Origin of the sequence: Petrotoga sp. HWHPT.55.6.3 (assembly GCF_002895495.1) — a bacterium.
In the GTDB taxonomy this organism is placed as follows: Bacteria; Thermotogota; Thermotogae; order Petrotogales; family Petrotogaceae; genus Petrotoga; species Petrotoga mobilis.
Window position 1 is genome coordinate 1 of sequence record NZ_AZRJ01000030.1, and the last position, 2442, is coordinate 2442.

Genomic DNA, 2442 nt, shown 5'->3' on the forward strand with positions numbered 1-2442 from the left:
AAAAAGCAAATCAAGTTCAAAGACATAAATACTATCTAACCAATACCCTATTTCGATGACACTTAATTATGATCTAACACGGTTTTTTTATGGTATAATCTAAAAAACTAAAGGAGATCTTTCACTTAAGTTCTATAACTACTTATGATGAAACTCTTTTGTTTCTTAATCAGGGTCCGGACAATGGATGTTATCTATACAGCTTTAGAGCTTTTAAAGACATTATACTAAATTCTGCAAGGAGGAAAAGTATGGGTGCTATTTCTCAAATCATATCGGTTATATGTGGGTTTATTGGATTAATTTTCACCGTTTTTTTAGTTTTCAATATTTTAGAAAAATCCCCTGGGAATGAAAGAATGCAAAAACTTTCGAAAATAATTCAAGTGGGAGCTCGCTCTTTTTTATTTTCAGAATATAGGATTCTTTTTGTTGTTATATTTTTATTCGCTGCTTTTCTGTGGTTTGTAAGCTCTTATCAAATGGCTTTGTCTTTTATTTTAGGATCGGTATTTTCAGTTTTATCAGGTTTTTTAGGAATGTCAATAGCTACCAGAGCCAATGCTAGAACAACCAATGCGGCGATAAACAACTTAAAAGATGCATTGGCTGTATCTTTTAATGGTGGAGCGGTTATGGGAATGATTGTTACTTCTTTAGGATTAATGGGATTGGGAGGTATATTTTTTCTTGGCAAGGGAAATACTGAATTAATGAGTGGCTACGCCATGGGAGCATCTTTTGTGGCACTCTTTGCAAGAGTTGGAGGGGGCATTTTTACAAAAGCTGCCGATGTAGGAGCTGACTTAGTTGGTAAGGTTGAAGCAAATATTCCAGAAGATGATCCAAGAAATCCGGCAGTTATTGCTGACAATGTCGGAGATAATGTGGGAGATGTTGCAGGTATGGGAGCAGATCTGTACGAATCCTACGTTGGCTCTATTTTTTCTGCTTCAGTGTTGGGCAGTGTAGCTTTTTCTATTAATGGGGCAATTTTCCCCTTTTTTGTTGCTTCATCAGGTTTGATATTATCAATTTTTGGTATTATTTTTGTTAATTACTATATCAAAAAAGTAAAGGAAGTTGAGCCCGAAAAGGTTCTACACTTTGGTACATATATGACGGCATTTCTTCAAGCGATAGTAGTTTTTTTCTTATCTAAAATTGTCTTCGGTGATTTTTCTGGCGGTTTAATTGTTATTTTAGGTATGGTAGTTGGAATTCTTATAGGGGTTTCCACTGAATACTACACTGCAAAAAAACCTGTAATAGAGCTAGCAAAAAGCGCTCCATCAGGTTCGGCTCCGTTGATTATCAATGGTCTTGCCCTAGGGATGGAATCAACGCTTTTCCCTATTCTTTTAATAGGAACAGCTATTGTAATTTCATTCTACGTTTACGGGCTTTTTGGAATAGCTATTGCGGCCGTTGGAATGCTTTCAACACTGGGTATGAGTTTATCAATCGATGCATATGGCCCTATCGCCGATAATGCGGGTGGAATTGCGGAAATGGCTCATTTAGATCCATACGTTCGAGAAAGAACTGATAAGTTGGATGCTGTTGGAAATACAACCGCCGCGATGGGAAAAGGCTTTGCAATAGGATCTGCTGCATTAACGGCATTGGCTTTGTTCGCCTCTTATTTGCAGGTAACAAATATTTCAGTAGTTGATTTGAATGATGCAAATGTATTTACAGCCTTGTTAATCGGTGCAATGCTTCCATTTCTGTTTTCCTCTTTGGTGATGAAAGCAGTTGGTAACGCCGCAAACCTTATGGTTGAAGAAGTAAGGAGACAGTTTAAAGAAATTGTTGGATTAATGGAAGGAAAAGCTGATCCAGACTACGGTAAGTGTGTAAAGATTGCTACCGATGGTGCTCTAAAATATATGATACTTCCTTCTTTAATCGCTGTAATAGCTCCAATAATTATTTATCTGTTGTTAGGCAAGCAAGCTGTTGCTGGAATGTTAGCAGGAACAACAGGTTCCGGCGTTATGTTAGCTATATTCATGGCTAACTCTGGAGGTGCCTGGGATAACGCTAAGAAGTTAATAGAAACAGGAAAATATGGGGGAAAAGGGTCTTTGGCTCACAAGGCTTCTGTTGTGGGCGATACTGTGGGGGATCCTTTAAAAGATACAGCAGGACCTTCCATAAATATTTTAATAAAACTCATGTCTATAGTTTCTATAGTGATTGTCCCTGTCTTAATTAGAATTTTTGAGTGAAACTCTTGGTTAAAGTGGTTGGTATGAATACCATCCTCTTTATGGGCCGGCTGCGGGGCAAAGGGGCGCTAACACAAGGTTTTTGAGATATAACTATTTTCAAAAATAAGACTTTGATTTTAAAAGGGTTACAGGGCGGAGCCCTCCCACCTGCTGAGTTAGGGACCGCAGGTCCCTTCCTTAGAAGGGTGGGGAGCGGGGCGAAGGG

Annotated in this window: 1 protein-coding gene; it reads left to right on the top strand. The window is 38.4% G+C overall.

The annotated features are described in order from the left end of the window. The first annotated feature begins 251 nt into the window (after nucleotides 1–251). Nucleotides 252–2234 (top strand): sodium-translocating pyrophosphatase, encoded by a 1983-nt coding sequence (locus X926_RS08265; RefSeq protein WP_103065734.1) that lies wholly within the window; start codon nucleotides 252–254, stop codon nucleotides 2232–2234. The last annotated feature ends 208 nt before the right edge of the window (nucleotides 2235–2442 follow it).